Origin of the sequence: Streptomyces sp. NBC_00258 (assembly GCF_036182465.1) — a bacterium.
GTDB lineage: Bacteria > Actinomycetota > Actinomycetes > Streptomycetales > Streptomycetaceae > Streptomyces.
This window is the reverse complement of record NZ_CP108081.1, coordinates 10333518-10359924: the sequence shown is the minus strand read 5'-3', so window position 1 is coordinate 10359924 and position 26407 is coordinate 10333518. Positions and strand designations below refer to the sequence as shown.

24 protein-coding genes and 1 pseudogene are annotated in these 26407 nt (G+C 69.9%); 8 read left to right on the top strand and 17 right to left on the bottom strand.

Annotated elements, in window-relative coordinates:
- The first annotated feature begins 6 nt into the window (after positions 1–6).
- Positions 7–2313 carry a glycosyl hydrolase family 95 catalytic domain-containing protein gene (locus OG718_RS45965; protein ID WP_328846950.1) on the top strand — a complete coding sequence of 769 codons (2307 nt, stop codon included), beginning with the start codon at positions 7–9 and terminating at the stop codon, positions 2311–2313.
- A gap of 108 nt (positions 2314–2421) precedes the next feature.
- Here OG718_RS45965 and OG718_RS45960 read toward each other — a convergent pair whose 3' ends face one another.
- The gene (locus OG718_RS45960) at positions 2422–4116 is read right to left on the bottom strand and encodes a thiamine pyrophosphate-binding protein (RefSeq protein WP_328846949.1); all 1695 of its coding nucleotides are present in this window, start codon (positions 4114–4116) and stop codon (positions 2422–2424) included.
- On the bottom strand, positions 4113–4898 hold the full coding sequence (locus OG718_RS45955; protein WP_143633364.1) for a cyclase family protein: 786 nt from the start codon (positions 4896–4898) through the stop codon (positions 4113–4115). The genes OG718_RS45960 and OG718_RS45955 overlap by 4 nt, the downstream gene beginning before the upstream one ends.
- Before the next feature lie 375 nt (positions 4899–5273).
- On the opposite strand from OG718_RS45955, the gene OG718_RS45950 reads away from it, so the two are divergent.
- Positions 5274–5624, top strand: a complete 351-nt coding sequence (locus OG718_RS45950; RefSeq protein ID WP_328846948.1) for a hypothetical protein — start codon at positions 5274–5276, stop codon at positions 5622–5624.
- A 190-nt stretch (positions 5625–5814) separates the two neighbouring features.
- Complete coding sequence (locus OG718_RS45945; RefSeq protein ID WP_143633360.1) at positions 5815–6201, top strand: hypothetical protein; 387 nt, start codon at positions 5815–5817, stop codon at positions 6199–6201.
- Between the two features lie 51 nt (positions 6202–6252).
- Here the strand turns inward: OG718_RS45945 and OG718_RS45940 are convergent, their stop codons facing one another.
- From OG718_RS45940 to OG718_RS45915, 6 genes are all read right to left on the bottom strand, one after another.
- Positions 6253–6663: a DUF3662 domain-containing protein gene (locus tag OG718_RS45940; RefSeq protein WP_373466411.1), complete on the bottom strand. Its 411-nt coding sequence runs from the start codon at positions 6661–6663 to the stop codon at positions 6253–6255.
- Between the two features lie 222 nt (positions 6664–6885).
- Positions 6886–8049 carry an MFS transporter gene (locus OG718_RS45935; protein WP_186001033.1) on the bottom strand — a complete coding sequence of 388 codons (1164 nt, stop codon included), beginning with the start codon at positions 8047–8049 and terminating at the stop codon, positions 6886–6888.
- Positions 8027–8632, bottom strand: coding sequence for a GNAT family N-acetyltransferase (locus OG718_RS45930; protein ID WP_328846947.1), 606 nt, complete (start codon positions 8630–8632; stop codon positions 8027–8029). The genes OG718_RS45935 and OG718_RS45930 overlap by 23 nt, the downstream gene beginning before the upstream one ends.
- Positions 8629–9867, bottom strand: coding sequence for a type III PLP-dependent enzyme (locus OG718_RS45925; RefSeq protein WP_443055269.1), 1239 nt, complete (start codon positions 9865–9867; stop codon positions 8629–8631). The genes OG718_RS45930 and OG718_RS45925 overlap by 4 nt, the downstream gene beginning before the upstream one ends.
- Entirely contained in the window at positions 9864–11183 is a 1320-nt protein-coding gene (locus OG718_RS45920) for a DUF6271 family protein (RefSeq protein ID WP_328846946.1), read from the bottom strand. The genes OG718_RS45925 and OG718_RS45920 overlap by 4 nt, the downstream gene beginning before the upstream one ends.
- On the bottom strand, positions 11165–12232 hold the full coding sequence (locus tag OG718_RS45915) for a phytanoyl-CoA dioxygenase family protein (RefSeq protein ID WP_328846945.1): 1068 nt from the start codon (positions 12230–12232) through the stop codon (positions 11165–11167). The genes OG718_RS45920 and OG718_RS45915 overlap by 19 nt, the downstream gene beginning before the upstream one ends.
- 534 nt (positions 12233–12766) lie before the next feature.
- Here OG718_RS45915 and OG718_RS45910 point away from each other — a divergent pair.
- Positions 12767–14287 (top strand): glycoside hydrolase family 3 protein, encoded by a 1521-nt coding sequence (locus OG718_RS45910; RefSeq protein ID WP_328846944.1) that lies wholly within the window; start codon positions 12767–12769, stop codon positions 14285–14287.
- Positions 14288–14391: 104 nt separating this feature from the next.
- Here the strand turns inward: OG718_RS45910 and OG718_RS45905 are convergent, their stop codons facing one another.
- Both OG718_RS45905 and OG718_RS45900 read right to left on the bottom strand, forming a co-directional pair.
- On the bottom strand, positions 14392–15576 hold the full coding sequence (locus tag OG718_RS45905) for an epoxide hydrolase family protein (RefSeq protein WP_328846943.1): 1185 nt from the start codon (positions 15574–15576) through the stop codon (positions 14392–14394).
- 59 nt (positions 15577–15635) lie between these two features.
- Positions 15636–16067, bottom strand: coding sequence for a helix-turn-helix domain-containing protein (locus tag OG718_RS45900; protein WP_328846942.1), 432 nt, complete (start codon positions 16065–16067; stop codon positions 15636–15638).
- A gap of 74 nt (positions 16068–16141) precedes the next feature.
- Between OG718_RS45900 and OG718_RS45895 the strand changes: the two genes are divergently transcribed.
- The gene (locus OG718_RS45895; protein WP_143633345.1) at positions 16142–17014 is read left to right on the top strand and encodes a class I SAM-dependent methyltransferase; all 873 of its coding nucleotides are present in this window, start codon (positions 16142–16144) and stop codon (positions 17012–17014) included.
- An 81-nt stretch (positions 17015–17095) separates the two neighbouring features.
- Here OG718_RS45895 and OG718_RS45890 read toward each other — a convergent pair whose 3' ends face one another.
- Together OG718_RS45890 and OG718_RS45885 are read right to left on the bottom strand one after the other, a co-directional pair.
- On the bottom strand, positions 17096–18010 hold the full coding sequence (locus OG718_RS45890) for an expansin EXLX1 family cellulose-binding protein (RefSeq protein ID WP_328846941.1): 915 nt from the start codon (positions 18008–18010) through the stop codon (positions 17096–17098).
- Between the two features lie 110 nt (positions 18011–18120).
- A complete protein-coding gene (locus OG718_RS45885) occupies positions 18121–18510 on the bottom strand; it encodes a hypothetical protein (protein WP_260694891.1) in 390 nt (129 codons plus the stop codon).
- 198 nt (positions 18511–18708) lie between these two features.
- On the opposite strand from OG718_RS45885, the gene OG718_RS45880 reads away from it, so the two are divergent.
- Both OG718_RS45880 and OG718_RS45875 read left to right on the top strand, forming a co-directional pair.
- Entirely contained in the window at positions 18709–19251 is a 543-nt protein-coding gene (locus OG718_RS45880; protein ID WP_328846940.1) for a pyridoxamine 5'-phosphate oxidase family protein, read from the top strand.
- A 257-nt stretch (positions 19252–19508) separates the two neighbouring features.
- Positions 19509–20783 (top strand): M23 family metallopeptidase, encoded by a 1275-nt coding sequence (locus OG718_RS45875; protein WP_328846939.1) that lies wholly within the window; start codon positions 19509–19511, stop codon positions 20781–20783.
- 60 nt (positions 20784–20843) lie between these two features.
- Here OG718_RS45875 and OG718_RS45870 read toward each other — a convergent pair whose 3' ends face one another.
- Entirely contained in the window at positions 20844–21629 is a 786-nt protein-coding gene (locus tag OG718_RS45870; protein WP_328846938.1) for a carbonic anhydrase, read from the bottom strand.
- A 214-nt stretch (positions 21630–21843) separates the two neighbouring features.
- Positions 21844–22194 (bottom strand): hypothetical protein, encoded by a 351-nt coding sequence (locus OG718_RS45865; protein ID WP_143633338.1) that lies wholly within the window; start codon positions 22192–22194, stop codon positions 21844–21846.
- A 426-nt stretch (positions 22195–22620) separates the two neighbouring features.
- Here OG718_RS45865 and OG718_RS45860 point away from each other — a divergent pair, with 426 nt between their 5' ends.
- A complete protein-coding gene (locus OG718_RS45860) occupies positions 22621–24156 on the top strand; it encodes a purple acid phosphatase family protein (protein WP_143633336.1) in 1536 nt (511 codons plus the stop codon).
- A gap of 255 nt (positions 24157–24411) precedes the next feature.
- Here the strand turns inward: OG718_RS45860 and OG718_RS45855 are convergent.
- The 3 genes and pseudogenes from OG718_RS45855 to OG718_RS45845 form a co-directional block, all read right to left on the bottom strand.
- Positions 24412–24871, bottom strand: a pseudogene (locus tag OG718_RS45855) (histidine kinase); the annotation flags it as partial.
- 14 nt (positions 24872–24885) lie between these two features.
- A complete protein-coding gene (locus OG718_RS45850) occupies positions 24886–25569 on the bottom strand; it encodes a response regulator (protein WP_143633334.1) in 684 nt (227 codons plus the stop codon).
- 124 nt (positions 25570–25693) lie between these two features.
- Entirely contained in the window at positions 25694–26404 is a 711-nt protein-coding gene (locus tag OG718_RS45845) for a potassium-transporting ATPase subunit C (protein WP_328846937.1), read from the bottom strand.
- Positions 26405–26407 lie beyond the last annotated feature (3 nt).

The following is a 26407-nucleotide window of genomic DNA, read 5'->3' as shown; positions in this document are numbered from 1 at the left end:
CCGCAAATGACCTCTAGAAGAGTTGTGCTCGGTTCGGTGCTGGGCGGCACGGCGGCCGCCGCGCTGCCAGGAGTCGCCGAGGCGGCACCGGCCCAAGTCCCGGACGCCGTCGGCGAGGACCTCACGGCCGGTTCCGCCGGCGGCCGTTGGAAGCTCCGCAACCGCATGGGCTCGGACGGCGCGTGGACCGACTTCCTGCGCCGTCAGGACCTGGTGTGGCGCAGGATGCCCACGCTGTGGCACGAGGGGCCGTTCCTCGGTGACGGGCGGCTGGGCAGCATGGTCTACAAGGAGCCGGGCGCGAACAGCGTCCGCTTCACCGTCCAGCACGGCGAAGTGCAGGACCACCGGCCCGAGTTCGGCAGCGGCTGGGGCACCTGCCGGCTCCCCGTGGGACATCTGACCCTCGACCCGGTCGGCACCATCGGCACGGTCGACTGGCGCCTGAGCCTGTGGAACGCCGAACTCACCGGCACCATCACCACCGACAAGGGCACCCTGACGCTCTCCGCCCTCATCCACGACGGAATCCTCGCCGCACGCGTCACGGCCGACGGCGACGAGGAGGTCCGCTGGACGTTCCACCCCGAGGAGGCCGTCAGCCCCCGGAAGATCAGCGAGGCACCGCCGACGGGTTACGTCGCCAACCCGCCCTGGACCACGCGCACCACCGGTGACGTCGAGCAGGTGCTCCAGCCGCTCGTCGGCGGCGGCCAGACCGCGACGGCCCACCGCCGCTCCGGCGACACCCTGCTGCTCAACGTCGCCCACAGCCACCCCTCGGACACCCGGGCCGGGGAGGCCTCGCTCAAGAAGATCCAGCGTGCCGCTCCCTACGCAGCGCTCCGCAGAGAGCACACCCGCTGGTGGCACGCGTTCTACCGCAGGAGCTTCGTCTCGATCCCCGACGAACGGCTGCAGAGCTTCCACTGGATCCAGCTCTACAAGATCGCGTCGGCCAGCCGCGAGGGCGGCCCCCCGATGGCCACCTGTGGGCCCTGGCTCGAACCCACCCCCTGGCCCGCCGTGTGGTGGAACCTCAACATCCAGCTGGAGTACTGGCTCATCCACGGCTCCAACCACCTGGAACTCGACTCGCTCACCAGCACCCTGAGGCAGAACCAGGAGCAGCTGATCGCGAACGTACCGGCCGCGTACCGGGCGGACAGCGCCGGAGTCGGCCGCAGTTCCGACATGTTCGCGAACCGCGGCGTCCCCGTTCCGGGCAGCGGGGGCGAGGCGGGCAATCTGACCTGGGCCCTGCACAACGTATGGCTGAGCTACCGCCACAGCATGGACGAGGACCTGCTGCGCGACACGGTGTACCCGTTGCTGCGCCGCGCGATCAACTACTACCTGCACTTCCTCCAGCCGGGCGACGACGGCAAGCTGCATCTGCCCTCCACGCTGTCCCCGGAGTATCCGGTGGTCCCCCCTAAGGACACCAACTACGATCTGGCGCTGATCCGTTGGGGCTGCGGAACGCTGCTTGAGGCGTCCGAGCGCCTGGGCGTCGACGACCCGCTCGTGCCGCGCTGGCAGGAGGTGCTGGCCAGGCTGACGCCGTATCCCGTGGACGACAACGGCTTCATGATCGGCGCGGACACGCCGTACGCGCAGTCCCACCGCCACTACTCGCATCTGCTGATGGTCTATCCGCTGTATCTCGTGAACTGGGAACAGCCGGAGCAGCGCGAGCTGATCGAGAAGTCGGTCGTCCACTGGCACGCGCTGACCGGCTCCCACCGCGGCTACAGCTATACGGGCGCCGCGTCGCTGTACGCGATGATGGGCCGCGGTGACACCGCGCTCTCGTACCTGAAGAAGTTCTTCGACACCAGCACGCGCTACCCGTGCCGGGCCAACACCCACTACACGGAGGCCGGGCCGGTCATCGAGACACCGCTCTCGGCGTCCCAGTCCCTGCACGACATGCTCTGCCAGAGCTGGGACGGCGTCGTACGGGTCTTTCCCGCCGTGCCGGACTCCTGGGCCGATGTCACCCTGCACGACTTCCGCACCCAGGGAGCCTTCCTGGTCAGCGCGGTCCGCAGCGGCGGCGTCACACGCTTCGTACGCGTGCGGAGCCTGGCGGGTGAGCCGCTGCGGCTCCGGCACGGTCTGACGGGCGGGCGGGTGACCGCCGTCCTGGACGACGGCAGGCCGGCCCGCACCCACACGACGGACGACGGCGTCCTCGCCGTCGAACTGCCCAAGGGACGCGAGGTGTTGCTGTACGCGGGTAGGCGACCCGATCTCGTCATCGCTCCTGTCTCACCGAGCGAACCGGGAGAGCCCTGGGGACTGCCGTAGCCGGGTCGGCGTGGCCGGGCGGCCCGCAGACCAGGAACAACACCGCTGCCCGGTCACGCCGATATCCCACATGCGGTGGCCGCGACCTTCCGCGGGCCGTCGCGTCGCTCAATGTCCGCGGAACGCCTCCTCCAGCCACCAGGCACCTCGGTCCGCGACCACCTTGGCGTCGATGAGCAGGGGCGCGGAGCGTGGCCCGGCCAGCCAGTCCTCGACGGCCTTCAGATCCGCCCGCGTGCGTACGGTCACCGCTTCGAAGCCGTAGCCCCGCGCCACGGCGGCGATGTCCGTCGGCGGGAACTCGACGGTGTCCAGCGGATGTCCGTCCGGTCCGAAGTGGTGGACCTCGGCCCCGTAGGCATCGTCGTTGTAGACGACGACCACCATGGGCAGTCCGAGCCTGCGTACGGTGTCGAGTTCCGCGGCGCCCATCATCGCTCCGCCGTCCCCGAGCGCGGCCACGGGAAGCCGGTCCGGCCGTGCCAGTGCCGCGCCGATCGCGGTCGCGAGGCCGAGGCCGATCGACTGGAACGCCTGGGTGAAGCACAGGCCGTTCTCGTCCGGCACCGACAGGTACATGCTCGGGTAGCCCATGAAGTTGCCGGAGTCCACGCCGATCACCCGCTCCGCGGGCAGGATGTCGTCGAGCGCGACACTCAGTGTGCGCGGGTCGATCCGCTCGCGGCTGCTCGTGTCCTCGAACGGCACGTCCCGCCAGCGCACGCGTGCGGCGATGGCCGCGCCGATGTCGGCGGTCCGAAAGCCCTGTCGGGCCTGTTGCCCTTGCTGGGCCTGTTCCTCTTGCTGGGTCTGCCGGTTCGCGGCGCCCGTCTCCAGCGCGCGTCGGGCCGCGAGTTCCACGTCGCCGGTGATTCCGAGGTGCAGTTCCCGGTGCGCGCCAAGGGCGGACGCGTCGTCGTCGACCTGTGCGAAGGTGGTGTCCGGGCCGATCAGCCGGCCGTGCCGCATGGTCCACATGTTCAGCGCGCAGCCCCAGCCGACGATCAGGTCGGCTTCCTGGATCAGTTCGGCCGCCAGGGGCGACGCGAAGCCTCCGGACACGTCGAGCGACCATGGATCGCCGTGGAACAGGCCGCGGGCGACGGCCGAGGTCGCGAGCAGCGCGCCATGCTGTTCGGCGAGCGCCGCCAGGGCGTCCCGGGCACCGGGCGAACGCGCTCCCCGGCCGGCCACGAAGACCGGCCGCCGGGACCTCTCCAGCACCCGCACGAGCGCCTCCACGTCGGCGAACTCCGGCTCCACCGGGGCCCGTTCGGGCGGCACGACGGCGAGGGTCGACTCGTCGTCTGGTACATCGGGTACGTCGAGGGCCTGTACTCCCAGCGGGAGGTTGAGCAGCACGGTCCGCCGCTCGCGCACGGCTCGCCGAACGGCATCGAGGGCCTGCGTGACGGCGTCCTCCGCCGAGGTCACGCGCGCCGAGACCGCGCCGACCGATCGCGCCAACGCCTCCTGGTCGACGTAGAAGTTGGACCGCGGCTCGGTCACCTCGGCCGCCAGCACGAGCAGCGGCGTACGGCTCTTGGCCGCCTCGGCGATGCCGGTCATGGCGTTCGTCAGGCCGGGGCCCTGATGAACGCTCAGCGCGGCCACGGTTCCGCTCATCCGGGCGTACGCGTCTGCCATGGTCGCCGCGCCGCCCTCATGGCGCGCAGCCACGAACCGCGAACCCGCCGCGACCATGGCATTGGTGAGATGGAAGTTGCCCGAACCGACCACGCCGAAGACCTGACCGACCCCGGCCGCGTACAGGGCCCGCCCGACGGCCTCGGCGACCTTCACGAACGTTCCACCAGGGCGAGCACCCGCGCGGGAGACCCGGACCCCGTGACGATCGGCAGCGGCCCCGCGACGACGACGCAGCCGGTCGCCGGCAGCACAGCCAGGTTCTGCAACTGGGTCAGCCCGTACTTGTCGCTGCCCATGAGGTACGAGTGACACGGGAAGGCCGGGTCGAACGAGTGCGCCCCGCCGGCGTCGGTGCCCACCGTCTCGACCCCGAGTCCGATGACGGGCGACTCCTGAGCCACCCAACGGGCGCATTCCGACGACAGGCCAGGAGTGTGCGGGCCGTTCTCGTCCGCGTTCAGGAACGGCTCCTGCGCATGCGAGCGCGCGTCCCAGCCGGTGCGCAACAACAGCCAGCCGCCGTCGGGCAACGGCCCGTGCTCCGCCTCCCACGCCTTCACATGGTCGACCTCCACGAGGAAGTCCGGGTTCTCCCGCGCCTGAGCGGTGAAGTCCAGCACGGCGGCGGGTGCGACCAGCCGGTCCACCGGTACGGACGCCACGTCGGCCAGGTCCTTGCCGGTCACCCAGTGGTTCGGGGCGTCGAAGTGGGTGCCGGTGTGCTCGCCGCTGCGGAAGTTGTTCCAGTACCAGGCCGGCCCGCGGTCGTCGTACCTGCTGATCTCGTCCAGCTCGAACACCGCCGTCTGGCCGAACTCGGGCGGCAGCTGGAGTACCGGTGTCGACGACGACAACGGCGCTGTGAGGTCGACGACTTCGATCGCCCCACTCCGCAGTGCGGACACCAGCGAGGCGAGGACGGACGGTTCGGGCATGAAGACCTCCATGAGGCAGCGCGGAACTGACAGCATGGCACCGGACATGGCGATTGCGGTTCCGTGGTACTCACAGTCCGGTTGGGTCGGTCGACAGTGACGGGCGGGGGCACAGTGTTCGGAGGGCGTACGGCCGCGATGGTGAGGATGGCGGCGTCGGTGGTCGCGGTCGCGGTACTGGGGGTGACCGGCTGCACGTCCGAGTCGGGCGACGGTTCGGCGGAGTCGCCGGATCCGGCGGGAACGGCAGGTACGGCGGCCAGTAGTGCGCCTCCTTCATCCGCCTCGCCGCCGGTTTCACGCACGCCCTCCCCTTCCGACTCCGCTTCGGCCTCGGCTTCGGCTTCGGCTCCGGCTTCGAGGAGCCCGACGCCCGTGCCCGTCACCGGGCCCAAGCAGAAGCTGGTGACCATGACGGTCACCGGCGGCTTCGCAGGGGTCAACCAGAAGGTGGTTCTCCGGGGCGACGGCAGCGTCCTCGCCGAGGACAAGGGCGACCCCGTGGTGCGCCGTACGAGCGCGGTCCAGTTCACGGAGCTGCGCACGCTGCTCGGCGATCCGGCGCTCGACGATGTCCCCGAGTTCACGATCAACACGGGGGCGGCCGACTTGTTCCAGTACGCCCTGCAGTTCGACGGCCGCACGGTCATGACGGACCGCTCCGCCGACCAGCCGGCACTCGACCGCCTCATCGACGCGCTCGGCGAATGGCTGCCGGGGCACTGACCTCACAGGCCGAGCGAGAAAGGGGCCAGGGGTAAGGGCACGTAACTCATGATCTTGCCCCTCGTTGGTCCGCCCGGACATCAAACCGGACATCACGTCTCCGACGACGCCGGACCCCACCGGCCCGGAGCGATGGACGGCAAGACACGACGCCCGGTCGGGCCCGGAAGACTGCTTGAGGTCGCTTCACATGCGCAGCATCACCAAGAAGATCACTGCGGGAATCGGAACCCTTGCCGCGGCACTCGGCTGTGTCATCGTCGCCGGGCCGCCCGCGGCGGCGGACGGCAAGTGGTGCAACAACTCCGTCTGCATCCAGACGTACGACACGGGCACCTACCTGGGCAGGGTCGAGGTCTCGGTCACCAACACCAACCAGCCGCACCGCATCAGCGCCCGCGTCTGGACCACCAACGGCTGGGGCGCCAACACCAAGGTGGAGGACGTCTCCGCGTTCAGGACCTACCGCGACCAGGCGTACCCCCAGCGCCACTTCCCCGCGGGCACCCGCCTCTGCGCGGAGGGTTTCCGGGGCGGCGCGAGCGTGGGCCTGCCCTGCGTCACGCTCACGAACTGACGGGCGGACACCCCAGGCCCGACGTTTCGGGCCGGACGTTTCGGGTCGGGGTCAGTGGTGGAACGATTCGGCCCGTACGTGGCGCATCACGCGGCTCGTCACCCGGTACCGGCCGTTCGGCACGGAGGGGCACTTGGTGACATGCACCGCGAGGGGTCCGGCCCACGCATAGCCCTGGCTCTCGCCATGCCGGAGCAGGCTGTCGGTGAGCACCTGGTCGACGCGACCGCCGTTCCGCTCCAGTTCCTGATGGACGGACTCGGGCAGTTCGACACCGTAGGCGTTGGGGACGACGACCAGGCTCTCGCTGCACACGACGGCGTGGTCGTCGCACTCCCTGCGCAGGGCGGCGACCAGTTCGACCGGTTCCTTGTGGCGGAACTGCGCTAGCAGCAACGCTCCGAAGCGCTCCAGCGCTCGTTCCAGACCGGTGAGTCCACTCGCGCCCTCGGGCTGCTCCAGCACCGGGTCGCTGTTCGCGGTCTTGCGACGTTTCTCTTCTGAGACGGTCACGGCGGGCGGGACTCCTTGTTGGTGTCAGTTCATGTCGTTGTGCTCCATTCGTCTCCATCGGGTTCCCCGGGAACGGAGAAAGACTCGCCCCCGGCACGTGCCGAGGCAGGTCACGTGGCAGCACTGCCGACGGGACCTGCCCATGACGGGATCGACGACCGGCGCAACGGGTCAGCCGCTGACCGGTGTCCAGCGGATCCGGGTGCTGCACAGGGACACCACGACCGCCGCGGCCGCGACCACCCCCAGCCCCCACACCAGGCTGCTGGCGTTCGCCACGAAACCGATGAACGGCGGGCCCGCAAGCAGGCCCGTCGTGCCCGTGGCGGCAACGAGGGCCAGCGCGTCCGAGCCCTGCTTGGCCGCGGCCACGTACACGCACGGGGTTACGGCCGCGCATCCCAGTCCGACGCAGGCGAACCCGATGAGGGCCGGGACCACTCCCCCGCTCACCAGGGCGAAGGCCAGCCCGGCGGCGGCCAGCGCGCTGCCGAGGAGAACGACCCGTCCGTCGCCCCAGCGACTGCGCCAGCCGTCGGCGAAGAGGCGGGCCACCACCATCATTCCCGAGACCACGGCGATGCCCATGGGCGCCAGTTCCGCCGACGCCTTGGCCACGTCCTTCATGTAGAGGGCGGACCAGTCGGTCATGGCGCCCTCGGTCACGGTGCCGAACGCCATGGCGCAGCACATCCACAGCGTCATACGGGACGGAAGGTTCCATCTGCCGCGGGTCTTCTGCTCCTTCGCCTCGACAGGGGCGTCCTCGCCGAGAAGACCGGGGCGCGCGGCGGCGGCCAGCAGGACGAGGATCACGGCCGCCACGCCGAAATGGGCCCCGACCGACGAGGTCGCCGCGTTCATGCCGGAGGCCAGGAGCGCGGCGAGCAACGAGCCACCGCTGAATGTCGCGTGCAGTCTGGCCATGGTGTTGCGTTCGTACCGTGTCTCGAGGGCCGCGCCCTGCGCGTTCATGGCGACGTTCAGGCATCCCACGAAGATGCCGTCGGCGCACATGACCAGCAGGGCGACCGGGTAGTTGGGCGCCGCGGCCAGCGCCAGGAGCAGCAGGGTCAGGCAGAGGGCCGACAGGAGCGCGAGCCGCGCCGAACCCAGCCGCTTCATGAGCACCGGGACCACGGGGAACGACGCCACCGCGCCGATCCCCGCCGCCATCAGCAGCACACCGACCTCGGCCGCGGTCAGGCCGAGGTCCGCCTTGATGGCCGGGATCCGCGCGGCCCAGGTGGCGTACTGGAAGCCGAGGGAACAGAACAGTGCGGCGATCGCCAACTGGCTTCGAAGGAATGGGTCATGGACACGGGACACGCGCATCAGCTCGCTTCGTGGGGACGGAGGGGCCGCGCGGCACCACGCCGGTCGGCTCAGGCTGTGCACCCGGGTCGGCCGGCACCGCCTTGGACATGTAGACGGCGTTCGCGCCGTAGCCGCCGGGCGAGACTCCCGGGTGTGCGGTGTAGCCGCGCGCCGACCAGAACGTGTCGCTGCGGCCCACGGCGATGAGCGAGATCCGTTCGTACCCGCGCGACCGGGCCGTCAGGGTGAAGTGGTGAAGGAGGCGCTGGCCCAGTCCCCTGCCCCGAAGACCCTCCTCGACAACGATGTCGTGCAAGTGAAGATTGCGGGAGGCGGGCGCGGGGGGCGGCGGGACCACCGCCTCCTCCGTCCGTTCCAGGTCTGGGTAACTGAGGGCCGGATAGGGCAGCGCCAGGAGGTAGCCGGCCGGGCCGGATCCGATATCCAGGACGAAGCACGTACTCGGCGAGATCTCCGCCCGCGACCGCAGCGCCGCGCGGCCCTCCGACAGGCCGAGTCCTGTGTAGGCACGGGACTCGATCTCCACGATGCCGTCCCAGTCGGCCTCGGTGATGTGGCGTATGTGTACGACGTCACTCACGGGCGGCCCGCCCTCGTCCAGGTGTACGGGAGCGGATCGAAGCCGTTGAAGCCCTGGGTCATGTAACTGATCGCGTAGGCACCGCTGGACATCACCCAGACCGGATCCCCGGACGCCAGGTCCTTGGGTACGTCGACGAGACCGCCGTGTTCATGGAGGTAGGCGTCGTCGCTGTCGCAGGTGGGTCCCGCCACGACGGCGGGCACGCACTCGGCATCCGGGTGCGTGGGAAAGACGAGACGGTACTGCAGCGCGTCCATCTCGTAGAGCCCGTTGAACTTGCCGCAGCTCAGATAGAGCCAGTGCTGGCGCTCGCCGTTCGGTCCCCGCCGCTCGGCGAGCCGGGCCACATGGGCCCGGATGGCTCCCTGGTCGGCGACCAGATGGCGTCCCGGCTCCATGACGAACCGGAGGTGGTCGCCGTGAACGCCTCTCAGGTACCGCATTCCCTCGCGGATCACGGCGAAGATCTTGTCCATCGGCGGATCCAGGGGCATGCCGAACCTGTCGAGGTATCCGAGTGCCGGAAGACCGCCGCCGAGGTTGACATGGTCCAGGGTCATCCCGCGCCGCCCCAGGGCGGTCAGGACGTCTCCCAGGGATTCGACGGCACTGTGCCAGGCGTCCGCCGTCATCTGCTGGGACCCGACGTGCACGGACAGGCCCGACGGTGTCAGTCCCTGTTCCCGTGCCGCCTCAAGCACCTGTACGGCGTCGGCGGGTGAGCAGCCGAACTTGTTGCTGAGGCCCCACAGCGCCCCTTCACCGCTGGTCGTCAGTCTGCAGAACACCCGGGCTCCGGGAGCATGGGCCGCGATGGCCGCCACGTCCTCCAGACTGTCGGTCGCGAAGTCCCTGACACCGAGGCGATGGGCGTCGGCGATGTCCCGGTCGGACTTGACGGTGTTGCCGTAGTGCATGCGGTCGAGCGGCACCCCCGCCCGCAGCGCCTGTTCCAGTTCACGCGGGCTCGCCCCGTCCACGCCGGCGCCCTTCGCCGCCAGGCACGCGAGCACCTCGTCCACCGGACAGGCCTTCATCGCGAACCGCACGAGGACTCCGGGCAGTTCGCGCCGCAGCGTCTCGTAACGGTCCTCGATGCCCGTCAGATCGAAGACGATCCGGTCCTCGTCGGCGGCCTCCAGTGCGGCGAGCAGGGCCGCGGACTCACGCCTGGCCGACTCACGCCTGGCCGGCTCATGCGTTGCTGACTCATGCGTCGAAGCCGCCCTCACCCCGGCCGCCCCGGTGAGGTGTGTACGGGGGTGTGCCGCGCCGCGCGCACCAGCGGACCCCATGCCTCGGTCAGGAGGGCGAAGTCCTCCATGTCGCTGCGGGCCTCGTCGAGGAGCCGTTCGCGGCGCGTGGCCAGGAGGTCGGCGAACTCGGCGTACGCACCGCCCAGTTTCCGGTACGCGGTGTCGAGGGCGTCCAACCGCTGGACGTTCTCGGTGCGGTCGAGCCGCGTGCTCTCGCTCACCAGCCGGGCGATGACGGACGCGCGCACGTGTCCCCGCTCGTCGGTCAACTCCGGGCCTGCCTCGGCCATCCCGTCGTAGACGACGTTGAAGTAGAGCATCGACAGGAGGAACTTGACGTAGCGCATCTGGTAGGCCGTGAAGCCCGCGTCCGTTCTGCGTTCGCCGGTGTAGAAGTTGACGATGTTCCGGTTGTGCAGCACACCGGGCAGCGCGGCGTCGTGGACCAGATGGATCAGGAAGTAGTCGCTGCCGATGGTGTCGGTGGCGGGTGGCAGCGGCACGTGTTCGTGCACCCCGTGGAAGCTGATGTTGCACATGTCCAGGCGCATGGGGTCGACCAGGTCGAGCGTCGAGTGGTCCCGGACGAACGTGTCCGTGCCCGCCCCGCGGAAGGACTCGTCGACGAGTTCCCTCTTCCGCTCGCCCGACCAGTGGACGGGTGCCCACAGGCTGACCATGTCGTAGTAGACGTCGCGGTCGATCCGGAGGATCTCGCCGATGTCCACGGACAGTTCGCCCACGAAGGAGCTGCCCACCATCGCGACGCGCTTGTCCGCGTGTTGTGCGGCCAGCGCGTTCTCGGTGACGTGGTGCGCGGCGTCGGACGCGCGTCGGCCGAGCGAGGTGAGTTCGTGATGGATGGGGAAGACGGTCTCGCCGTTCACGACCTGGTATCGGCTGTCGGAGTCCCTGCGGTGCACGGACTCGCAGCCGAGCGCGGCGCCGATGAGGAACGCCCGGTTGGTGCAGGCTCCGTAGGAGAGGCCCGCGGGGAGCATCAGTTCCAGCAGGAGGTCGGGCTTCGTGGCTGCGGCCCGGCCGATCGCCCGCCGGAGGAAGTCCCGCTGCCGCGCCTCGTCGAGGTGGTGTACGACGATCCGCGGGCCGACCGGGAGGCGGCGCACGGTCTCGGCGTGTTCCGCGTAGGCGGGTGTGTCGCAGGAGTCCAGGATCAGCAGGTGCACCTCGGTGTCGAAGTGCTCGGCCGCGTAGGCCGCTTCCTCACCGATGGCCTCGATCGTCGCGGAACACGGCCTGTTGGTGGGAAGGGTCAGACATATTCTGCGCATGCCGCTTCTCCGACCGGCTCGTCCAGTTCCGCACCGTTCCAGGACGCGAGGCCCAGCAACTTGGCGCCCAGGTCGCTGAGTTCGGCCCTGCCGTACCGCAGGGACTCGTGTCGCGTGGCGTCGCCGAGCAGGGTCCCGTTCCAGTCCGGCGTGCTGAGGGTGCGCCACGATTCGACCCGTGAGTCCCTGAGGGTCCGGTGGGTCTCCAGCGCCGGCATCATCGACAGGTACTGCACCGCCCGCACGCCGTTGCGGGTGGAGGTGTTGGGGGCCACTCCGTGTGCCAGGAGGCCGTTGAAGATCAGCAGGTCGCCGGCCTCCAGTTCCGGCCGTACGACGGGGAGTTCGGCCCGGTCGATCCTGGGCCGGATCGGGTCGCGGTCGTCCGGCTGGAGTGCCTTCCACCGGTCGAGCTGCCGGAACAGCTCGGGGCAGCACTGGAATCCGCCGAGTTCCGGACTGGTGTCGTTGAGCGCGATGATCCCCTGGACCCGCTGCGGCGGTATGCCGAGCGTGGTGTCGACGTCCCAGTGCAGTTCTATGTCGAAGCCCTCGTCCGTGCTCGGGATCAGGGCACGGTCGCGGTTCTTGATGTTGGGCGGGTTCAGGTTGAGCCGGTCGAGGGTGACCCACAGCTCTTCGCAGTCCCACACGTCGACGAACGCGTCGTAGACCCGCTGCGCCTGGCGGCTGTCCCAGAGGAGTTGGTGCTGATAGGCCTCGACGAAGCCGTAGATGTGAAGGTCACGGTCCAGGTCCGAGCGGTACTCGCGATCCTCGTACCAGGTGTCCGGGCGCTCGGGGTCGAGTCCCTGGAAGTCCCAGGTGAAGTCCAGCAGGTTCCGGGCCGCCGAGGCGGGGATGGCCTGCTTCACCACGACGTAGCCGTAGGTCTGCCATAAGGCCAGGTCCTCTTCGGACAGCACCCTGAGCGGGACGGTCTTCTTCAGGTCGCGCAGAGGTGTCTGCGCCAGATAGGTCTCGCCGTCCGCACTGAAGTAGGGGACGCGAGAAGCGGCTCGATGGAGATAGTCGTCAGGCATGGGCATGCAGTGCTCCGGACCTCGGGGTTCCCCGTCGACGGAGACGTCGACGAGGACGGCAACGCGGTCACCGGTGGCTCGCGGCACGTGAATCGCGTGGATCCGGACGGGCGGCGGTCTGCGCAGCTCGATTCCGGACGCGCACCGGCGCTGTACGACGACGCCGGAAGCAGCGCACGTCGCACGGCATGAGGAGAGACGGCCGGCCTGCAGGGTCACTGCATCGGGCGCCGCGCCAGCCCCCTCGAACTCGCGTGCCACTAACCTGGACTAGACCAACCGTCGTGTCAAACATGGTCGTTGACTGCGTGTCGCACCCAAATCGCCTGCGCAAAGGCCCGGTTGAGAGCACCTGGGATGCGGGCCACCTGGCACAACAGCCCCAGGGCAATACACGCGCAGCAACCCAACACGCCTCTTGACACAAGCGGTTAGCCTGAGCGGAGACTCATTGGTCTGTACCAAGCTGTGTCATGGTGTCGATGCGCTGTCATCGGCGGCACCGACGCGCGGGCTCTACCCGAAAGGCGAACGCACTCGATGGTCTCCAGCAAGCACAGCAAGGGGTTGCGGCAGCTGGCGCTCTCCGTCCTGCAGCCGGGGTTCGTGGGCACCGAGGCACCGGACTGGGTTCTGCGCGAGATCGGCGACGGACTCGCATCCGTCGTGCTCTTCTCCCGCAACATCGTCTCGCTGGACCAGGTCGCCCGGCTGACCGGGCAGCTGCGTGCAGAGAACCCCGAGTTGATCATCGCCATCGACGAGGAGGCCGGCGACGTCACCCGCATCGAGTCCGCGACCGGCTCCACCCGGCCGGGCAACTTCGCCCTCGGAACCGTCGACGACACCGAACTCACCGAATCCGTCGCCGCAGGTCTCGGCCGTCAACTGCGTGCCGTCGGCGTGAGTCTCGACTACGCGCCCAGCGCGGACGTGAACTCCAACCCCGACAACCCGATCATCGGGGTCAGGTCCTTCGGCGTCGACCCGAAGGTGGTGTCCCGGCACACCGCCGCGTGGATCCGGGGACTCCAGTCGGCCGGGGTCGCCGCCTGTGCCAAGCACTTCCCCGGCCACGGTGATGTCGCCGTCGACTCCCACCACGGTCTGCCCACGTACGGTGCCGACCGCGAGGAGATCGCCGCCCAGGCCCTGCCCCCGTTCCGGGCCGCCCTGGACGCGGGTGTTCGCGCTGTGATGAGCGGCCACCTCCTGGTACCGGCGTACGATCCCGACCTGCCCGCCACGCTCAGCCCGCGCATCCTGGGCGACCTGCTCCGCGGTGAGCTCGGATTCGAGGGGATGACGGTCACCGACGCCATCGAGATGGGTGCCGTCACCGACCTCTACGGGATCGACGGCGCCACGGTGAAAGCCGTCGCCGCCGGTGCCGACGCGGTCTGTGTCGGCGGCGAGAACGCCGAGGAGGCCACCGTCGGCCTTCTCGCCGACGCTCTCGCCGACGCCGTGGCCCGCGGTGACCTCACCCGGGAGCGGCTGGAGGAAGCAGCCGGGCGTGTCCGGAATTTCGCCGACTGGTCGGCCGGCCTGGTCCAGGCCGACACCGTCGACGCGATCAGCAGCGACATCGGCTTCACGGCCGCCCGCCGCGCCATCCGGCTGGCCGGAGCGGCCCGGGACACCCTGCCCCTGTCCGCCGCGCCGCACGTGGTGGAGTTCGTGGCCACCACCAACCTGGCCATCGGCAAGGAGACCCCGTGGGGTGTCGCAGCCCCGCTGAGCGAGCGGCTGCCCGGCACGACCACCGTCCGGGTGCGGCACCAGGAGCTGGACTCACGGACCGCCGCCCTGACCGCCCTCAGGACCTGCGCGCTGGAACCGGCCGCCGGGCGCCCCTTGGTCGTCGTGGTCAGGGACGCCTCCCGGCACGACTGGATGGCCCGCGCCCTCGCGGACCTCATCGCGGAGCGTCCCGACGCGATCGTCGTCGAGATGGGTCTGCCGAGTGCCGCTGTTCCGGGGGCGGTACAGATCTTCACCCACGGCGCCACCGCCGCCTCCGGGGTGGCCGCCGCCGAGGTGCTGGTGGGGGCTCGGTAGGCCGTTGGGCGGGGCTGGTGGGCCGTAGCGTCTTGGGAGGCCACGGCCTGTCCGAGCACAGGGGCGGGCAGGTGTGCCGGTCCGCTCTCTGGCCGGCCTCGCCCTCAGCCCGTTGCCGCCGCTGTCGCCGCCCGGAAGGGGCGGAAGAACTCGCGCAGCTCTTCCGCGTACAGCTCGGGCTCCTCGAACGGTGCGAAGTGCCCGCCGCGCGGGGGTTCGGTCACGCGTACGGCGTTCGTGGTGCGTTCGAGCCAGGCCCGCGGTGGGCGGACGACGTCGCCGCGGAAGAGTGAGAACCCGGACGGCACCTCGACCCGGCGGGCGAGCTGCGCGGGCGGGATCGCGCCGTTCGCGTTGTACATGCGCATCGACGAACCGATCGTCCCCGTCAGCCAGTAGAGCGTGACGTTCGTGAGGATCTCGTCCTTGGTGAAGCTCCGCTCGATGTCGCCGTCGCAGTCGCTCCACGCCCGGAGCTTCTCGACGATCCACGCGGCCAGTCCGGCCGGCGAGTCGGTGAGCCCGACTGCGGCGGTCTGGGGCTTGGTGCGGTGCATGGCTGCGTAGCCGCCCTCGGTCGCGCTCCAGGCCGCGACGCCCTCGATCCATGCGCGTTCCTCGGGCGTAAGGTCCTCCGGGTCGCCGGTGAGGACGGGCAGGCCTCCGTCCGTGCGGTGGACGGCCACGACCCGGTCGGGGTGGTCGAGCGCGAGGTAACGGCTCACGTGGCTGCCGATGTCCCCGCCCGCCGCGCCGAACCGCTCGTAGCCGAGGACGCCCATGAGCTCTGCCCACAGTCCGGCGACGGCGATGGAGTTGAGCGGCCGGCCCGTGGGGCGGTCGGAGTACCCATAGCCCGGCACGTCGGGAACGACCACGTCGAACGCGTCGGCGGGGTCGGCGCCGTGCGCGCCGGGATCGGTGAGGAGCGGGATGACCTTCGTGTAGCGCCAGAAGGAGTCCGGCCAGCCGTGGCTGAGGACGAGCGGCAGGACCGGCCCGGCCGGCGCGACGGCCCGGGCGTGTACGAAGTGGATGCCCAGGCCGCCGACCGGGACGCGGAAGCGGGGCAGCCGGGCGAGCGCCGCCTCCTGCGCCGGCCAGTCGAACCCGTCCGCCCAGTAGGCGACGAGCTCGCGGAGGTAGGCGATGTCGGTGCCGAGCGACCACCCGGCGTCCTCGGGCGCATCCGGCCAGCGCGTCGCGCGCAGTCGCGCACGGAGATCCTCGAGCACCGCGGGATCGGTGTGCGGTGTGAACGGTTCGGGGCGGGGCGAAGCGTCCGACATGCGACGACCCTACAAGCAGCGCCCCGGCGTGTTCGCGCTGTCTCCACCGGGTACCGGGGTCACGGTGGCCCCGAGGACCGCTTCCTCGGGACCCCCACAACGCCGGACACGGCGGCCCTGAGAATGCGGCGGAAGGTGGGGCATTCCATATGGCTCGGCGCGGGACAGGCAGCGGCGTGTCGCAGGGAATCGCGCAGTACGCCGAGTTCGCGGATCGTCCTGTCCAGCTCCTCCGCCTTGGTCGTGAGCATCTGCCGGTCGATGCGCGGCTGCCCGTCGGGCGCGACCATGCGCGCGATCTCGTCGAGCGAGAACCCGGCGGTCCGCCCCAGCGCGATGAGCGCCAGGCGCTCCAGTACGCCGGGATCGTACTGACGGCGCAGGCCCCGCCTGCCGATCGGGGCGATCAGCCCCTTCTCCTCGTAGAACCGCAGCGTCGAGGCGGGAACCCCGGCGCGGTGCGCCACCTCGGAGATGTCCAGGTCTGTCATTCTCTTGACCTCAAGTCGACTTGAAGTAGCACGCTTTCACCCAGGCCCGTCGAAGGCAAGCGGAGGAGACGAAGATGGATGCTGCACGCAGGACCCATGACGATCAGGCGGCACGCTGGAACGGGCCCGCCGCCAATGCCTGGGTCGAGGCCCAGACACTGGTGGACGGGGTGCTCAAGCCCTTCGAAGACCTCCTCGTCGAAGCAATGTCCGCCGATCACGACGGCCATGTGCTCGGCGCCGGAGGCCGTGTGCTCGACGTCGGCTGCGGCACCGGCACCACCACGCTGGCCGTGGCGCGGCGGCTCGGTGCGGCAGGGCACATCGTCGGCGTCGACATTTCCGAGCCGATGCTCACCGCGGCCCGGGCGCGCGCCGAGCAGGCGGATGCACCGGCGTCCTTCATCGAGGCCGACGCGCAGGAGTACGCGTTCGAACCCGCAACCTTCGACGCTGTCATGTCGCGCTTCGGGGTCATGTTCTTCAACGACTCCGTCCGAGCCTTCGCGAACCTGCGGCGTGCCGCCAAGGACGGGGCCGTGCTCCGGTTCATCGCGTGGCGCGGCCCGGCGGAGAATCCGTTCATGACGACGGCCGAACGCGCCGCGGCACCGCTCGTTCCGGACCTTCCCGCCCGTCGGCCGGACGAGCCGGGACAGTTCGCCTTCGCGGACGCGGACAGGGTCCGGCGCATCCTGGCGGAGGCCGGGTGGACCGGGATCGACATCCAGCCGAAGGACGTGACCTGCACGCTCCCCGAAAGCGAGTTGATCCGCTACTTCACCCGGTTCGGTCCACTCGGCCTGACCCTGGGCAAGACTGACGAAAAAACCCGCGCGCAGGTCGTCGAAACGGTCCGCGCCGCCTTCGATCCCTTTGTGCAAGGCACGGAAGTCCGCTTCACCGCGGCCAGTTGGATGGTCGGCGCTCGCGCATCGTCCGCGTGAACGGGGTGGCCGAAGGGCCGGCCCGACCCACTCCTGAGCGGCGGACCATGGCCCCGGGCGTCGCTTCGACTGCGTCCCGGGTCAGCGCCTGGCGAACTGCACCCGGGTCGGCTGAACGGCGTTCGCCGTCAACGCGACCCCGTTGAGGGTGAGTTGCTCTCCGAAGATGTCCGTGACCCTGATCGCCCCGCCGCACCCGCTGCCGTCGTCGGAGATGAAGTAGTTGTATTCGGTGCGCGACAGCTGACGCCAGCCACTGCCGGCACGTACTTCGAGCCGGGCCAGCGGATTGCGGTGACCGATGACCTGGATGCCGCACCAGTAACGGGTGGACCCGGTCTTGTACCGGATCGAGACCGTGTCGGCGGCACTTGGGCTCGACAGCGTCCAGGTGATCGGAATCTTGCCGGCCGAGGGCTGTGCGAGTCTGGCGAAGGCCTCGGCACTGAGGTCGATCTGACCGGGTGCGCAGTCCCCCGGGCACTCGTTGGTGATGCGCACCGTGACAGAGGCGCCGTTGGCCGCGCGGACGAGTACGTACGCCCCGCATGCCTTGGCGGTTTCGTAGTCGGTGCTGTTCATCGCCCCGGTCATGACGTCGCCGCTCGCGTCGTACATGCAGGCGCCCGTACCGTCCGAGTCGTAGAACGTGGCGACGCCTCGGTACGTGGCACCGGGCCGTATGCGTCCCGCCAACGGCGCGGCGGCGGACCCGGTGCGCGGGGTGTCCGCGGCCGAGGGCTTCGCCGACGGGGCGGTCGCGCGGGCGGACTCCTTCCGCGGCGTGCGCTTGGCCGACGGCGTTGCCGATGCTTCGGTCGCGCTTGCGGACGCGGTCGGAGACACCGTCGCGGGCGGGACGTCCGCCTGGGTGCCGGCGGCGGGCTTGGCCTCTGCGTCCCCTGTGTCGCCCTTGTGGTCGACGAGGAGTCCCACGATCAAGGAGGCGACGATGAGCGCCCCGGCCGCCGCGATGAACAGCCAGCGTCTGTGCACCGGACCTCCTTGGCTGCCGCGACCTGTTGCGGGCGCGGGGTGAGCGATCGTCCCAGACCCGGGAGCCGGGCGGCAAGCGTGAGTTTGTGGGGGGGTGGGGCCCTGCCCCGTCAGATGGAGGTCCAGCGCCACGCGTTCGCCTTGTACGCGCACTTGATCTTCGTACCGGCGGCGGTGGTGGTCGTCGCCCCGTGGTCGCTGTTCCGGCAGAACTGTCCCGCCGAGTAGCAGTTCCCCGAGTTGGAGACGATCGAGCATGTACCGACGCTGTCCTGGCCACCGCCACCACTACCGCTGTCACTGTCTGCGGCCGCGGCCGCTGCCGTCTTGGTGACGGTGACCGTGGGGCGGGGCTGCGTCTTGGCTTTGACGGTCTCGGTGACCGTCGGCGCGGGCTCGGGAGTGGCCGTCACGGTCGCGGTGATGGTCGTCGCGGGCTTGACCCTGGTCTCGACGGACTCCTGCCCGTCGCCGGGGCGAGGTCGGTGGCGCTGGGCCACTGGGTGATCGGGTGTGCCGGGGGCGGCGGTCAGGGAGTGGTGTCCCCGCTCGGCCCTGGATGGCGACGAACCTGGTGGCTCAGAGTGTCCGTCGGGTCACGCGAAAAGGGTTCGGTGTGGATGTCGAGAACGGGGTGACGGTTCCGTCCCAGGGGCAGAGGCGGCCACCGTGGCCGCACGGTCCCCGGGAGGCCCGCCATGACGAACGACCGGATCACCGAGATCCTCAGTCGCCCGCTGAGCCAGGAGCTGCTGGCCCGTGACCTGTGCCGTCTGGCCTACGTGGCCAAGGACGGGACACCGCGGAACATCCCGATCGCCTTCGCCTGGAACGGCAAGGAGGCGGTGATGTGCACGTCGAAGAACGCCCCGAAGCTGGCGTCGCTCCGTCACAACCCGGCCGTCGCCATCACAATCGACACCGAGGTGCACCCGCCCAAGATCCTGCTCGTCCGCGGCACCGTTGAACTCGACGAGGTCGACGGCATTCCCGAGGAGTACCTCGAGATGAACGGCTCCTACACCATGACGGCCGAGCAACGCATCGAGTGGGAGGCCGAGGTCCGCTCGCTCTACGACGGCATGGTCCGCATCGTGATGACACCGACGTGGGCGAAGCTGATCGACTTCGAGACGACCCTGCCCAGCGCCGTCGAGGAACTCATCCAGCAGCGCGCCGAACGTCAGCAGCACAGCGGCAACAACGAGCGGTCCGACGAGTCGACACCGTCGAAGTCGTGAGCATCCGGTCCACGGAACGCGCCACCCGGCCCCGACCGGAGAACCCCCACCACCCGGCCGGGCCACCGCCGCCCCCTCCCCTGCCGCATGGTCTGCCGCGTATGCCGCCGACCATCGAAGCTGCCCCTTCGGGCAGGCCGCTGTGCCTCGATGACCGGTGACGTCCGGACAGGGGGCAACTAGCGTTCGAGCGTGAGCCTGAACATCCCGCCGACACCACTCCCAGCCGCACCACCCCCGTGCAGCCGGCCCGGCACGTGACCGTGGAGAGGGAAGGCGCGGCATCCGTCCACGAGGCGGCGGGCACGGACGAACGAGCCGGTGCCGAAGGGGCGTTGAGTCGGCACGGCACACATACGGAGTCGGCAAATCATGCCGGGCCGGACGGTTCGGCGGATGCCGCGGCGCCCGAGGACGTCACCCCCGAGGACGTCACCGATGAACCGCCGCGGCATGAACATCCGTCGGCGACGCCGACCGCGGACGAGGAACAACGACCGCGTCGCCGCGGTCCCGGCCCCTTCGCCCTGATCGTGGCGCCCAGTCTGTTGGCGCTGATCGGGGTGTCGGGATACCTGGCCCTGAACGGCGGACTCTCCCCCGACCAGTCCCAGGGACCGGATCCGGCACAGACGTCCGTCGGCAACGTCGACGCCTCCTACGTTCCTTGGCTGCGCAAGGCGGCCGACGCCTGCACGGTCGTCACCCCCTCCCTCCTCGCCGCTCAGATCGATCAGCTCTCCGGGTGGAGCAACGACAGCGCCAGCCTGTCGCAGCAGGGGATCGCAGGTTTCACGGACGCCCAATGGCGGACCTGGGGCCGGGACGACAACGCCAACGGCCGTTCCTCACCGCACGATCGGGAGGACGCCATCATGGCCCTCGGCCGGCAGGACTGCGCTCTCGCCGAGAAGGTGACCGATCTGAGGACCGAGGGAACCGTCAGCGGCAGCCTCGTGGACCTCACTCTCGCCGCGTACACGGTCGGGACGGACACGGTGAAGCGGGCGGGCCGCGTGCCCGCCGACGCACGTACGTTCCTCGACCAGGTCAAGGATCGGCTTCCGCGGTACGACGCGCTCGTCCGTCGAACCCCCGACCAGAACGGCGGCCAGAACGCCACCGCGGTGCTGACACCTCCCGTCAGCACACTGACGGTCACCTCGTCCTTCGGGTCACGTACACATCCGTTGACCGGGGTCACCAAGCTCCACACGGGAGTGGACTTCGGCGCACCTCAGGGTGCACAGGTGTCCGCCGCACGTGACGGCCGGATCGAGTTCGCGGGTACCACCACGGCGTACGGCATCCGTGTGGTGATCGACCACGGCGCGATCGACGGCAAGCGGCTGCAGACGACCTACAGTCACCTGTCGGCCCTCCAGGTCACCGCGGGCCAGACCGTGACCGCCGGCTCCCCGGTCGGGCTCGTCGGCTCCACCGGCCTGTCCACGGGACCCCATCTGCACTTCGAGGTCCTCCTCGACGGGCAGTACATGGATCCGTTGCCCTGGCTCGGCACCGCCCGCTGACCTTCACACGGGAGGAGCCGCGGCGGCTGTCCGCCGCGGCTCCTCCCGTGTGTACGAGGTTCAGCCGATGCGGCGTACCCGCTGGGTGGTCAGTTCGTAGCGGGCGCCGACGATGGCCAGCGCGCCCGAGTCCACCTTGGCGGCGAGGTCGGGCTCCGCCGCGAGCTGTGACCGGATGAGCCGTATGTTGGCGTCGATCGTCGCGTCTATGCGGGCGTCGCCCTCCTTGCTGCGATCGATGGCCGGGCTGATCCGGTCGGCCAGGTACTGGATGTGGGCGGGCAGTTCCTCGCCCGACTCGTCCGCCTGGACCGTGGCCTTCACTGCCCCGCACGACTGGTGGCCGAGCACCATGAGCAGCGGGATCCCCAGTTCGAGCACCCCGTACGCGAGGCTGCCGAGCACGGCCTCGTCGAGGACCTGGCCCGCACTGCGTACGGTCATCAGATCACCGAGACCCTGGTCGAAGACCAGTTCCGGAGGCACCCGGGAGTCGATGCAGCCGAGCACGAGCGCGAAAGGGTGCTGAGCGGTCGTCAACGACTGCCGGACGGCGGGAGACTCGTCGGGATGCCGCTCGCGGAAGGTGCTCCAGCGGCGGTTGCCCGACGCCAGCTCACGCAGGGCCTCCTCGGCGGTGGTGGGCCGCTTGCGCGCGGCGGCGGTGGGGGGCGCGGCGGCCGCAGGTGCGGCGCCGACGGCCAGACCGGCGCCGAGGACCGCGGTCCCGGTGAGCGCGGCGCGGAGGAGGGAGCGCCGGGCAGGGAGTGTCGCGCCGGAGAACGGGGCGACGGATGCCGTCCGCGACGGGCGGACAGCTCTGTGGGGTGCTGGGTCAGAGATCACGAACGGGAACGTACGTCCGACCCGACACCCCTCCGTTCGGGTTGCCGAATCATGGACGAGCGTTGATGAACCATGATCAAGTGTTGAGTTGTTCTTGGGAATTCCGAGGTGAACCCTTGGCCAGAGCCCCCTGCAACGAGCAAGGGCCGCGGACTTGCAGCGTGAACTCCCATCACGGGATCGATCCGTGCCGCAAGCCGTGACGGAAAGTGGGTCACGAAGCGCTGTCGCGCACGTCCAGGTGGGACCACAGATCCTCGACCGGCGGCTCCGCGGCGGCCTCTTCCGCGGCGGCAGCCGCAGCCGCCTCCACCTCGGCACGCTTCGAGAACGCCACGGCGCGACGGGCCTTGGCGATGACCTCGGCCTGCTCCGCACCGAACCTCGCGGAATCGAGCCGGGCGTTGAAAGCGGTCAGCACGTCGGGGTTGATCACCTCGAGCGCGGCGCGCAACTCGGCGAGCGTCTGGGGGCCCTCGACGTATTCAAGCTCGTACGGGTCCGATTCAAGCTGGTACGGGTCCGAATCGGCCTGTGGGCTCGGCTCGTGCGGTAGCGCGGACATGTGCGTGACCTCCGGTCTTGATGACTCCACGGTACGCGGTTGATGTGCCCCGCCGTGCAGGGGTACGAACGATCAGCAGCCCCTGGCGGCCCGTTGACCCTGAGGCGTGAAGGGAAAGCGGAGCGTGACAATGGCGGAAGATCTGAACATGGAAAGCCTAGTCACGCCGGAGGTGGCGAAGAACACGTCCGGGGGATATGAGCGCTTCGCCGGCCGGTGCACCGCTTCGACCCGTCGCCACTGACGCACCATCAGGCTCCCGCCAAACCCCTTGCGGTACAACCCTGTTGGGCCTGCGGACCCGAATGCGCAGTCTCGAGGAAAGATCAAGTATGTCCATGATCGGTCAACGGTGTCCCATTCCATACCGGGCGCCGCATTCGGTATCCCCACTGGCGTTCACTGCGCGCGGGCACATACTCAGTCATGCGCTGCTGCTTCTCCGCTCCCCTCGCGGCCATGTCGGCCCTGCCCTCTCCCTGTGAAGTCCTGCGATCCGGCGCCCTCCTCGCCCCCACGCTGCTGCGTGCCGCCGCCGGGGCCCTCCACGGGCCCGGACGAAAGAGCCACGCCCATCACCCCGACGCCTTGGCCGCCGTTCATCTGGAACTGGTCACCCTGACCGAGGACCGCGCCATCATCACCTGGTACACCGGGGTGCCCGGCACCAACGACGGGCTGGGCCACATGCTGCCCGCCGTCACGGAGGGTGAGGTCGTCTACGGCACTCACCCCTCCCGGCTGGACCGCACCGCGTCGGAGGGCCGGCCCACGGCGCACCACCATGTCGAGCTCACGGACCTGGAGCCCGGGCAGACGTACTACTACCAGGCACGCTCGCGGGGCAAGGCCGCCACACCCACGCCGCTGCACCTCATCCGCGGCAACGCCGTCGGCACCAACCGCTACGGGCTCGGTTCGAGCAGGGGTCCGTACTCCTTCACCACACCGCAGCCCCCGCCGGGGCGGCATCTGCTGTCGATAGCGCTCTGCAACGACTTCCACATCGGGGAGACGACCGCCGGTCTGATGGCCGGCCTGCCCCTGCTGCGCGGCGTGGCGCAGGAGCCGGGACTCGCGCCGTATCCGGAGATCATGAGCCGGGCCCTGGTCGAGGAGGCCCGGCGGCGCGGAGCGGATCTGCTGCTGGCCGCGGGGGACATCTCGGCCGGCGGCGCGCCTCGGGACCTGGCGGAGGCCAAACGGATCCTCGACGGCTTCGGCAGCCACGGACAGGACTACTTCGTCGTACGCGGAAACCACGACCGGCCCCGTCACCGCGACGCCGGCGACGCCTTCCGCGAGGGATTCCTCGGCGGAGCGGGGCCCGCGTACTTCGCCCGCGACCTCGGCGGACTGCGGATCATCGGGCTCGACACGTACGAGAAGGACGGCAACGGCGCCGACGCCGGCGGGCTCGGTGACGAGCAACTGTCCTGGTTCCGGGCCCGGTTGAAGGAGCGCGGCGACCAGCCCACCGTCGTGTTCGGCCACCATCCGCTGACCGTACGGGACTCCCTCTTCCCCGTGAGCGGTGGGCAGCGCCTCGGCCGCCGCCAGGCCCGCTCCATCCTCGACGCCTACGCCTCCGCACCCGGTGTCTTCCTCCACCACGCGGGCCACACCCACCGTAACAAGCGCACCCTCCTGCCGCAGGCGCCGCACGTCACACTGCAGGAGGTCAGCGCCGCCAAGGACTATCCAGGCGGCTTCTGCCTGCTCCGGATCCACTCCGGCGGCTACGCCCTCAACCACTACAAGACCAGCGGCGCCGCGGCCCGTGAATGGGGCGAGCGCAGCCGCCGCGTGGCCGGGGGTCTGTGGCCGCACCACGCCCTGGGCCGCGCGGTCGCCGATCGCAACAGCATGACCGCCCACGACCTGTCCGGCGTCAGCCCTCGCAGCCTTCAGGCCACAGCAACGGCAGGCTCCCGTCCCGGCCTGGGCACCGCCACCTCATAGACATTCCGACCCCCTGGCCGGAGCACCAGGAGGTGGCGGTCGCCGGGAGGCCGGGGCGGCTCGGGTGGGCGACGGGCGCGGCCGGGAGGGTGAGGACCATGGTGAGGCCGCCGCCGGGGTGTCCTCGGTGGTGAGGGTGCCGCGCCGGAACCGCTCCTCGGCGGGGCTGTACTTCACCGCGTTCTCGACCAGGCTGGCGACCGACCGTTCCAGCAGGCCGGGGTCGACGGCGACCATCGGCAGGGTCTCGGGATGCAGGTACTCGTCCACCCGGTCCGCCACCCACAGCAGCGCCAGCTCGCGCAGGGCGGTCAGGTTGCCGGGGCGGAAATAGTTGGAGAGGGCCGCATCGACCTTGTCCGGCTTGTAGATGTTGCCGTGGGCCATCCGGCGGCGCAGCGCCTGCGGGGATGTTGACCGTCGTGATCACGTCGACGCCTGCGGCGAGGAGTTCCTCGACGTCCTGCCAGCGCTTGGTGTTGCGCGAGCCGGGGGTGTTGGTGTCGCGCAGCTCGTCGACGAGAGCCACCGGCGGCTGCCGGGCGAGCACCGCGTCCACGTCCATCTCGGTGAAGACCGTGCTCCGGTACTCCAGTTCCTTGCGGGGTATCTGCTCCAGGCCGTGCAGCATCACTTCCGTACGCGGCCGGTTGTGGTGCTCCACGAACACGACCACGCAGTGTCGAGGCGGGGTGGTGTGCCAGGGGCGTCGGTGTCCGAGGCCCTGTGTCAGCCTTCGAAGCGGTATCCCATGCCGGGTTCCGTGATGAGGTGGCGGGGGTGGGAGGGGTCCGTCTCCAACTTGCGGCGCAGTTGCGCCATGTAGACCCGGAGATAGTTGGTCTTGTTGCTCTGGGAGACGCCCCACACCTCCTGGAGCAGGTGCTTCTGCGTGATGAGACGCCCGGGGCTGGTGACCAGGATCTCCAGCAGATGCCATTCGGTCGGCGTGAGGCGTATGTCGTGTCCGGCCCGGGTGGCCTTCTTGGCCAGCAGGTCGATGGTGAAGTCGCCCGTCGTGACCATGGCGGTCTCCTGGGTGAGCGGTGCGGTCTCGGTACGGCGGACGGCGGCCCGCAGCCGGGCCAGCAGTTCGTCCATGCTGAACGGCTTGGTGACGTAGTCGTCGGCGCCAGCGTCGAGCGCCGCCACCTTCTCGTCGGAGGCCCTGCGGGCGGAGAGCACCAGGATCGGTACACGGGTCCAGCCACGCAGGGCCTTGATGACGTCCACACCGTCCATGTCCGGCAGGCCCAGGTCGAGAACGACCACATCGGGCCGGCGCACGGCGGCGAGGCGGAGCGCGGTGGCACCGTCGGGTGCCGGGTCCACTCCGTACTTGCGGGCCTGAAGGTTGATCACCAGGGCCCGGACGAGCTGAGGGTCGTCCTCCACCACCAGTACCCGGGTCATCGGTGTACGCCTTTCCTGTTGCACGGAGGGCCGAGGTCGTGCGGAACACGCTTCATGGCCACGGGAGTTGACGATTCAAGGTGTCACCCCGACCGCCGACTCCCGCATGGTGCGCGTAAGGCCATCAGCTCTTCGCCACAAGTTCCTTGAGCGCGACGTTGAGTTGGAGGACGTTGACCGTGGGCTCTCCGATGAAGCCGAGCGTCCGGCCGTCGGTGTGGTCGTCGACCAGCTTCTGGACCCGGTCGACGGACAGCCCGTTCTTCTCGGCGATCCGGTGGACCTGGATGTCGGCGTACGCCGGGGAGATGTCCGGGTCCAGGCCGGAGCCGGAGGAGGTGACCGCGTCGGGCGGCACGCTCCTGACCGTGTAGCCGTTCACGGAGTTGTCCTTGATGACGGCTGCCTTGGCGGCGACGACCCACTGGCAGAGGGTGGCGTCCTCGGCCTTCGCGGGGTCCTTCGGGCACACACCGTCGACCGCGCCGTTGTCACCGGAGCGGTTGGTGGCGCCGGAAAGGATCAGCTTGTACTGGGTGTTGACGCTGTTGGTGCCCAGGCCGTTCTGGGGACGCCCCTGGAACCACTTCAGGTCCGGCTCCGGGGTCTCCTGTCCCTTCTTCAGCGGCAGGTTGTACGCCTGGCCGATGAGCGAGGAGCCGACGACCCGGCCGTCCGCCTCGATCTCCGAGCCGTTCGCCTTGTCGTTGAAGAGGCCCTGGGCGACTCCGGTGATGGCCAGCGGGTAGATGACGCCCGTCACCACCGTGAGGACCAGCAGCGCGCGCAGGCCGGCCCAGAGCAACCGGGCGGTGTTGGATACCGAGTTGTTCATAGT

Coding starts and splice junctions, on each gene's coding strand:
- OG718_RS45905 (WP_328846943.1), bottom strand. CDS start 15,576: ATGTCGGACGCTTCGCCCCGCCCCGAACCGTTCACACCGCACACCGAT.
- OG718_RS45955 (WP_143633364.1), bottom strand. CDS start 4,898: ATGCCCGAACCGTCCGTCCTCGCCTCGCTGGTGTCCGCACTGCGGAGT.
- OG718_RS45850 (WP_143633334.1), bottom strand. CDS start 25,569: ATGACCCGGGTACTGGTGGTGGAGGACGACCCTCAGCTCGTCCGGGCC.
- OG718_RS45935 (WP_186001033.1), bottom strand. CDS start 8,049: ATGCGCGTGTCCCGTGTCCATGACCCATTCCTTCGAAGCCAGTTGGCG.
- OG718_RS45895 (WP_143633345.1), top strand. CDS start 16,142: ATGGATGCTGCACGCAGGACCCATGACGATCAGGCGGCACGCTGGAAC.
- OG718_RS45865 (WP_143633338.1), bottom strand. CDS start 22,194: ATGTCCGCGCTACCGCACGAGCCGAGCCCACAGGCCGATTCGGACCCG.
- OG718_RS45880 (WP_328846940.1), top strand. CDS start 18,709: ATGACGAACGACCGGATCACCGAGATCCTCAGTCGCCCGCTGAGCCAG.
- OG718_RS45910 (WP_328846944.1), top strand. CDS start 12,767: ATGGTCTCCAGCAAGCACAGCAAGGGGTTGCGGCAGCTGGCGCTCTCC.
- OG718_RS45945 (WP_143633360.1), top strand. CDS start 5,815: ATGCGCAGCATCACCAAGAAGATCACTGCGGGAATCGGAACCCTTGCC.
- OG718_RS45860 (WP_143633336.1), top strand. CDS start 22,621: ATGCGCTGCTGCTTCTCCGCTCCCCTCGCGGCCATGTCGGCCCTGCCC.
- OG718_RS45915 (WP_328846945.1), bottom strand. CDS start 12,232: ATGCCCATGCCTGACGACTATCTCCATCGAGCCGCTTCTCGCGTCCCC.
- OG718_RS45965 (WP_328846950.1), top strand. CDS start 7: ATGACCTCTAGAAGAGTTGTGCTCGGTTCGGTGCTGGGCGGCACGGCG.
- OG718_RS45920 (WP_328846946.1), bottom strand. CDS start 11,183: ATGCGCAGAATATGTCTGACCCTTCCCACCAACAGGCCGTGTTCCGCG.
- OG718_RS45900 (WP_328846942.1), bottom strand. CDS start 16,067: ATGACAGACCTGGACATCTCCGAGGTGGCGCACCGCGCCGGGGTTCCC.
- OG718_RS45845 (WP_328846937.1), bottom strand. CDS start 26,404: ATGAACAACTCGGTATCCAACACCGCCCGGTTGCTCTGGGCCGGCCTG.